Below are 6,843 nucleotides of genomic sequence, written 5' to 3' on the forward strand. Positions count from 1 at the left end.
CATGAGCCGTTCCAATCCAAGCTTGTTGCCATTTAAAATTTATTTTGACTGCTCAATTTTAAAACAAGGCATCAATTATGAGTCATGCCAGACAAGGCTTAGAATTTAAACCCCTTAAGCCCAGTGACTTAAAACGCATGTTTAATTGGTTTAAAGTGCCTGAGATCAATAAGTGGTACGCACAAGGAAAAGCATGGTCATTGGCTGATATCGAAGCCAAATACAAACCGCGCTTGATTGATCAGGAGAACATCCCCAGTTTTATTATTAATCTGGATTCTAAAAAAATTGGCTTTATTCAATATTACCTTCTTTCAAAAACTACGATGCCTGAAGGGCTAGGCTATGACGAAGCCATGCGGCTTAATGTGGATATGCGCGCCAGCGTTGGAATGGATTTGTTTATTGGTGAAGAATCGCTTATCGGGCTAGGACTAGGCAAAGTTATTATTCATGATTTTATCAAAAATATCATCCCGAAAAAGTACAAAACCATATTCATTGATCCCACAAAATCAAATATTCGAGCAGTAAAAGCCTATGAAAAAATTGGATTTAAAGAATGCCCATATCAAGGCAATGAGGAAATAGGTTTGATGCTTATTGAAAGAGACGATCTGGACATTAAAGTAGTCAATAACCCAAACCGCAGTCAATACAATAAATGTTTTACAGGGTGCATTATTTTGAGCAAAAATAAGCAAATTTTATTGCAAAAGCGCCCTGAATACTGGCACCCATATCCGGGATACATCACCACCTTTGGTGGTCGAATTGAAAAAGAGGAAACACCGAGTCAGGCAATAGTCAGAGAGCTATATGAGGAATTGGGGGCGAAGGTATCACCTGAAGAGCTCGTTTACCTTGGAGCAATTACAGAACCCTGTACGGGCCATACGGAGCTTATATATGAATATTTTTGGCATGACAACCATAATTTGATTACAGGATGTTATGAGGGTATTGCCATCTATTTTGACCATATCGAGAAAATATTGAATCAACCCAAGGTAATGGATGATGTTGAATGGCTTCTCAATGAATGTCAAAAAAGAAAGTTATTACCTAACTAAAACAGAGTATTACTAATGATAAATATTGAAATGGTCAATGAACTTTCCAAGGCTGTTGAAAATAAGATGCAAAACGATCTTATAGTCTATGAAGCAAGTAACGGAGTTGATGTTAACTATAAAAGATTCTCCCTCGTCTTAAAAAATGAATCGCAAGAAGTCATTGGTGTGTTAAATGCCTATACTGCTTTTTCTGAAATTTATATTGATGATATATGGGTTGATAGCGCGCATAGAGGTAAAGGTTATGGCAAGCAGTTAATGTTTACATTGGAAAATAAATTCAAAGGAAAGGGATTTAACAATATCAATCTGGTTACAAGCGCTTTTCAGGCACCAGAATTTTACAAAAAATGTGGCTTTACAGCAGAGTTCACGCGTGAAAATAAGAAAAATCCAAAACTGAGCAAAACGTTCTTTGTTAAGTTTTTTGAGGATGATGTTCAAACTCAGGGGATCCTAAAAAAATGACATAACTGAAGACTTTCATCGAAAAATGAAAATTGATTCAACGAAGGGCTTATGGGTTTAGACATTTTGAAAATTATAGAGTGGTGATATCACTGCCGGGTACATCGTAACCGACGTTGAGCGGTTGAGAAGACCAATGCAGCAGATTACCGATTATTCTTTGAAGTGTATGGGTGTTCAATCATCTGCCCCTGTATTAGAGATCCAACCTCAACAAGAGGTTCATACGAAACAGCCTGTTTCGCAATTGCCTTAGAGGCGCATTATGAGTATTAATGCAGATGATTCAGGATAGTCGTTATAATGCCTATGTAAATCAAAAAGTGAGGCCCAGGGACAAATGGAAAATCTATGCTATTTATATGACTTATTAAATAAATTTAATCATTGGTATTTTCTTAGAGAAACTGTTTGTAAGAATAACTTTCGAAAGGCTATGTTCCTTATAAGTTGGATTTTTATAATTTTATTTGAATTGTGTTATTTAGCTTTCACAGTCCATGAAGCGATTTTTCTATTATTAATACTATCAATGTTTTTCCAGTTCTATACTGTTTTCCATACAATGGATAAAGACTATGCATCATTTATCCCACCTAAAACTCACAAATTATTAAACCACCGTTATCGCAGCTTAAAGTTATATTCAATTAAAAAAAATTTACAGCAAGATAGAGTCTATGAAAAAAATTTTCTAAATAAATCCTTAGCGGAATGCGAAGCTTTCTTGCTTTTAGAATCTAACAGTAATGCTTCTTTATATAAACATCCAATAGCGGGTGCTTTTATAGCTATTGCTACCTTAATACTTGGGAATACCATTTGGGAATCAATCAATAAAATGCATATTTTATTTATTTATTTTCTTATCTCAATGCATTTATTTATATGGGTTTTACCTATGTTTGAAAGTCGCTTTCAAAAGATACGGACAATTAAGTTTTTTTATGTACATTCAAGAGTGAATTAGAATATACAGAGTTTGATTCAATTGAGAAAGAAGCATCCCTAACTGCGAGGAGCTGGTCTACAGATCTAGTTGGCCTTGGGAACTAATATGTTTATAAAGCGTCATCAAACTGGAAAAAATGATAACGGTAGGTTATCATATAAGATAACATTGGAATTAAATTAAGTGCATTGGACTGTTGATTTTTATAATGAGTCTGTAGAGGAGGCTATCTTGGCAATGCCTCCAAAAATTCAGGCTCGAATGATTAAGCTTTTAGAGTTAATTGAAACGCATGGCGCTAATCTTGGGCCGCCCCATACAGAAGCGATGGGTAATGGCTTGTTTGAAGTTCGTGCAAAAGCTCAGGAAGGCATTGGCCGATCGCTTTATTGTTATATGAAGGGTAAGCATATTATGGTTTTACATGCTTTTGTAAAGAAAAGTGCAAAAACCCCAAAGCCGGAGTTGAATTTGGCTTTGCAGAGAAAACGAGAGGTCGAAAAATTATGAGCCTTAAAACCTTAAAAGAGAAAGCCCTTAAAAATGAGGACGTAAAGCAAGCCTATGACGCACTAGAGTCAGAATTTGCATTGATTGACTCATTACTTTCGATGCGGCAAAAAGCCGGATTAACGCAAGAAGAGCTTGCGGAGCGAATGGGAACGCAAAAAGGGAACATTTCTCGATTGGAGAAAGGGAGTAGCAACCCAAGCTGGAAAACATTGGAAAAATACGCGCATGCATGTGGTTTTGATATCTCCATGGCATTTAAGCGAACGGCGTCATAACGGAAAGACCACGGGGCATCGGGGACAAGCGGGACACCCGCATCATTACTGGGTTGAGCTGCCCCAGCTGGCGTAGCCTGGGAGTAGGCCCAAAGGGGCCGTATCCCAGGTTTACATTCACCACTCATTTACTCCCCAAACCCACCTTGGCCACCATCAAACCCCCAATTTTCATGTAATACTTCATTCTGAACATAACGATAAAAACTGGAATAGGGCCATTCTTTAGCTGAGGATACATATCCGTGTTTAACGGGGTTAAAGTGAATATAATCGATATGTGCTTGAAAGTCTGATTCATCACGTATTCGATGCTCCCAGAACCGACGTTGCCATAGATGATACTCTCCTCGTTGATCTTTTGTTATTTTTACGCCTTCCTTGATTAAACTTTTTGTAAAATACGATTTGATCTGATGCCAGCGTAATGAGTAATTAAAATCATCGACTGGCAGTTTCCACAAAGCATGCAAATGATCAGGCAATACGACTATAGCCTCTGTACTAAAAGGATATTTTTGTTTCATTTTTCGAAATGCCTCACCCAACAGGTCAATATGGCTAGTTAATAATTGTGATTTCCGATTTCTCAAGGCAAGAGTAAAAAAATAAGTGCCGCCAGGCGTAAAGTCTCTGCGAAAATAAACCATCATTGTTTTTAAAGTTGGATTTCCTGTGAATGGAATTTTATAGGGGTTTGTTGAACTATGGAACTAAAATGAAAACCTGGGATACGGCCCTTTGGGCCTACTCCCAGGCTACGCCGGCTGTTTGTTGATGAAGAAATTTAATTATGACAAAGATAGTAATGAGCAATGATCCAATTCACACGTTAAGAAAAAGATCTATTGTTGAAATAATCATTGACACTTGAAATAGCGCTGGCTATGAAATAATGGATTGAGAATTTAAAATTAGTGAAAAATATGAATGCAGATATTTGTAAATTATGTGAGAAGGAAGCTGAATTAAAAGAAAGCCATATAATCCCGAAACTAATTTTCAGATGGCTCAAGCAAACTTCTGCAACTGGTCTCTTACGTAAAGGAACTGAAATTAATAAACCTATTCAAGATGGTTTAAAGTTGCAGTGGCTTTGCTTTGATTGCGAACAGAGGTTTAGTCGATGGGAGTCATATTTTGCCAAGTCTATTTTTCACACATTGCGCAAAAAAGATCGAGCAAATTATAATCAAAATTTGTTGAAGTTTTTAGTTTCACTATCATGGAGAGTATTAGCCTATTCCATAGAATTAAGGGCAATAGATTCTTTCAGCCCCAAGATTGTAACTGCATCTAACAGAGCAATTGTTACTTGGAAAAACTTCCTTTTTGATAATATTCATCATCCATGTAGATACGAGCAACATTTGTATAATTTTTTTGGTGAGATAGAAAGCCCAAATATGGAAATGTCTTCGAATATTAACCGTTATTTGCAAAGAGCGGTTGAAATAGATGTAATCAGTAATGGAGAAGTTGCATTTGTGTATAATAAATTACCTGGTTTATTGAGCATAGGGTATATCAATTTAGGTAATTCTAGAGAGTGGAGAAAAACAAGGGTTTGTGTAAATCAGGGGCAAATAATGCCTATGAATTATAATTTTCCAGCAGAGCTTTGGAATATCATTCAACAAAAAGCAGATAATGCGCAAAAGTTAAAAAACTCAATCTCACCAGTTCAACAGGAAAAAATTAATAAGAGAATTCTTGGTAATGTTGATAAAGCAGTCCAATCTGAGACATTTAAAGCTTTGGAGAGTGATATCAAATTGTTTGGTACAGACCTTGCCTTCTCAAAGAACTAACTAAATTTGTACCATTAAAAAAGTCACAAGGTTGGGCCTTGGTACTTACTGAGTCACTGTACAGAATGCAGTGACTCAAACAGGTGTTGATTATAGGTATTAGATGAATTAGTTTTGACTTAATCTGACATAACCCCTTGAAAAGGTGAGAGTTTCCGGTTTTGATAGAAGTGCGAACTTTTAATCAAACCAAGAGGAAAACTCTCATGATAGATAATACCGTTAAAATCATTAAACATAAAGTTGGGCTGTTAAACTTAGCAGAAGAACTGGGTAATGTATCGAAAGCCTGTAAAGTAATGGGCTTGTCTCGAGATACTTTTTATCGCTATAAATCAGCCGTGGAGTCTGGTGGAGTAGATGCATTATTCGATCAAACCCGCAGAAAACCTAACCACAAGAATCGAGTTGAAGAGTCTATTGAGCTTGCTGTAAAAGAGTATGCCATAGAATATCCTGCTCATGGCCAACAGCGCACCAGTAATGAACTACGTAAGAAAGGAGTATTTGTTTCAGGGAGTGGTGTGCGGAGTGTCTGGCTTAGACATAATTTAGCCAATTTTAAAGACCGATTAAAAGCGCTGGAAGTAAAAGTAGCATCGGAAGGGATTCTTCTTACAGAAGCGCAAATAGCAGCGTTAGAGAGGAAGAAGTACGACGATGAAGCTTGCGGTGAAATTGAAACCGCCCACCCTGGTTACCTTGGTTCACAAGATACCTTTTATGTTGGAACGCTCAAAGGGGTTGGTAGGATTTACCAGCAAACATTTGTAGATACCTATAGCAAAGTCGCTTTTGCTAAGCTGTATACCACCAAAACACCAATTACCTCAGCTGATATTCTCAATGACAAGGTATTGCCATTCTTCGAACAACAACAATTACCTATGTTGCGAATTTTAACCGATCGTGGCACAGAATATTGTGGGAAGATAGAACAGCATGATTACCAGCTTTATTTAGCTATAAACAATATAGAACACACTAAAACCAAGGCGCAATCACCACAAACGAATGGCATTTGCGAACGCTTCCATAAGACTATTTTACAGGAGTTTTATCAGGTCACATTTCGTAAGAAAATCTATAATGACATTGAAGAATTGCAAAAAGATCTGGACGAATGGCTTCATTATTATAATAATGAGCGCACCCATCAAGGCAAAATGTGCTGTGGACGAACTCCTATGCTAACTTTGACAGATGGAAAACAAATCTGGAAGGAAAAATTTATAAACTAAATTTGACCTGACAGACACTTCTGAAAAACCGGCAACTGTCAGATCAAGTTTGAACTACTACACCTAAGTAGCACCTATCGTTCCATAGTTAAAAAATCGAGTCTATCCGAAATTCTGTGTAACTAGCCATTCTATTACCCGGTGACTCTATCACCGAATTCGATCATAAAGCGATTCATAGCTGGTTTCCAGTTATGGATCGGCATGGTCCATTTCCGAGAGATTCGTTCAATCGCTAAATAAAGCAATTTAAAAACGGATTCATCAGAAGGAAACATGCGCTTGTTTTTTATTACTTTCCGCAAGGTCATATTCAATGACTCAATCGCATTGGTGGTGTAAATCGCCCGTCGAATATCCGCTGGATAATCAAAAAATGGAATGACTCGCTCCCAATCCCTGCGCCAGGAAGCACTGATTGATGGATACTGGCCATCCCATTTGGCAGAAAAGGCATCCAGCGCCATTTCAGCCTCAATGAGCGTATTGGCACTGTAAATGGTTTTC

General features: G+C 37.3%; 7 protein-coding genes and 3 pseudogenes. 8 read left to right on the top strand and 2 right to left on the bottom strand.

Annotated elements, in window-relative coordinates:
* Positions 1-77: 77 nt before the first annotated feature.
* The 6 genes and pseudogenes from Lery_RS15140 to Lery_RS14440 all read left to right on the top strand — a co-directional run bounded on the left by Lery_RS15140 (position 78) and on the right by Lery_RS14440 (position 3,284).
* Positions 78-1,073 carry a GNAT family N-acetyltransferase gene (locus tag Lery_RS15140; protein WP_082657221.1) on the top strand — a complete coding sequence of 332 codons (996 nt, stop codon included), beginning with the start codon at positions 78-80 and terminating at the stop codon, positions 1,071-1,073.
* Between the two features lie 24 nt (positions 1,074-1,097).
* A pseudogene (locus Lery_RS14425) lies at positions 1,098-1,544 on the top strand (GNAT family N-acetyltransferase); the annotation flags it as partial.
* Positions 1,540-1,654 (top strand): annotated as a pseudogene (locus Lery_RS15900) (transposase); the annotation flags it as partial. The pseudogenes Lery_RS14425 and Lery_RS15900, both read left to right, overlap by 5 nt.
* 455 nt (positions 1,655-2,109) lie before the next feature.
* Positions 2,110-2,514, top strand: coding sequence for a hypothetical protein (locus tag Lery_RS15390; RefSeq protein ID WP_131750990.1), 405 nt, complete (start codon positions 2,110-2,112; stop codon positions 2,512-2,514).
* Positions 2,515-2,679: 165 nt separating this feature from the next.
* On the top strand, positions 2,680-3,006 hold the full coding sequence (locus Lery_RS14435; protein WP_058527923.1) for a type II toxin-antitoxin system RelE/ParE family toxin: 327 nt from the start codon (positions 2,680-2,682) through the stop codon (positions 3,004-3,006).
* Positions 3,003-3,284, top strand: a complete 282-nt coding sequence (locus Lery_RS14440; RefSeq protein ID WP_058527924.1) for a helix-turn-helix domain-containing protein — start codon at positions 3,003-3,005, stop codon at positions 3,282-3,284. Before Lery_RS14435 ends, Lery_RS14440 begins: the two co-directional genes overlap by 4 nt.
* Positions 3,285-3,412: 128 nt before the next feature.
* Here Lery_RS14440 and Lery_RS14445 read toward each other — a convergent pair whose 3' ends face one another.
* Positions 3,413-3,937, bottom strand: coding sequence for an REP-associated tyrosine transposase (locus tag Lery_RS14445; protein WP_242604109.1), 525 nt, complete (start codon positions 3,935-3,937; stop codon positions 3,413-3,415).
* Between the two features lie 273 nt (positions 3,938-4,210).
* Here Lery_RS14445 and Lery_RS14450 point away from each other — a divergent pair, with 273 nt between their 5' ends.
* Together Lery_RS14450 and Lery_RS14455 are read left to right on the top strand one after the other, a co-directional pair.
* Complete coding sequence (locus tag Lery_RS14450; RefSeq protein WP_058527925.1) at positions 4,211-5,095, top strand: hypothetical protein; 885 nt, start codon at positions 4,211-4,213, stop codon at positions 5,093-5,095.
* A gap of 206 nt (positions 5,096-5,301) precedes the next feature.
* Positions 5,302-6,403: pseudogene (locus Lery_RS14455) on the top strand (IS481 family transposase).
* Positions 6,404-6,470: 67 nt separating this feature from the next.
* Here Lery_RS14455 and Lery_RS14900 read toward each other — a convergent pair.
* Positions 6,471-6,843: transposase (locus Lery_RS14900; protein ID WP_193392316.1), on the bottom strand; the 373-nt coding region annotated here is incomplete at its 5' end.

It is taken from the genome of Legionella erythra (assembly GCF_001467615.1).
Lineage (GTDB): Bacteria > Pseudomonadota > Gammaproteobacteria > Legionellales > Legionellaceae > Legionella_C > Legionella_C erythra.

What these genes read in the sequence shown, in the direction of transcription:
- Lery_RS14450 (WP_058527925.1), top strand. Translation starts at nt 4,211, where the DNA reads ATGAATGCAGATATTTGTAAATTATGTGAGAAGGAAGCTGAATTAAAA.
- Lery_RS15390 (WP_131750990.1), top strand. Translation starts at nt 2,110, where the DNA reads ATGGATAAAGACTATGCATCATTTATCCCACCTAAAACTCACAAATTA.
- Lery_RS14440 (WP_058527924.1), top strand. Translation starts at nt 3,003, where the DNA reads ATGAGCCTTAAAACCTTAAAAGAGAAAGCCCTTAAAAATGAGGACGTA.
- Lery_RS15140 (WP_082657221.1), top strand. Translation starts at nt 78, where the DNA reads ATGAGTCATGCCAGACAAGGCTTAGAATTTAAACCCCTTAAGCCCAGT.
- Lery_RS14445 (WP_242604109.1), bottom strand. Translation starts at nt 3,937, where the DNA reads ATGATGGTTTATTTTCGCAGAGACTTTACGCCTGGCGGCACTTATTTT.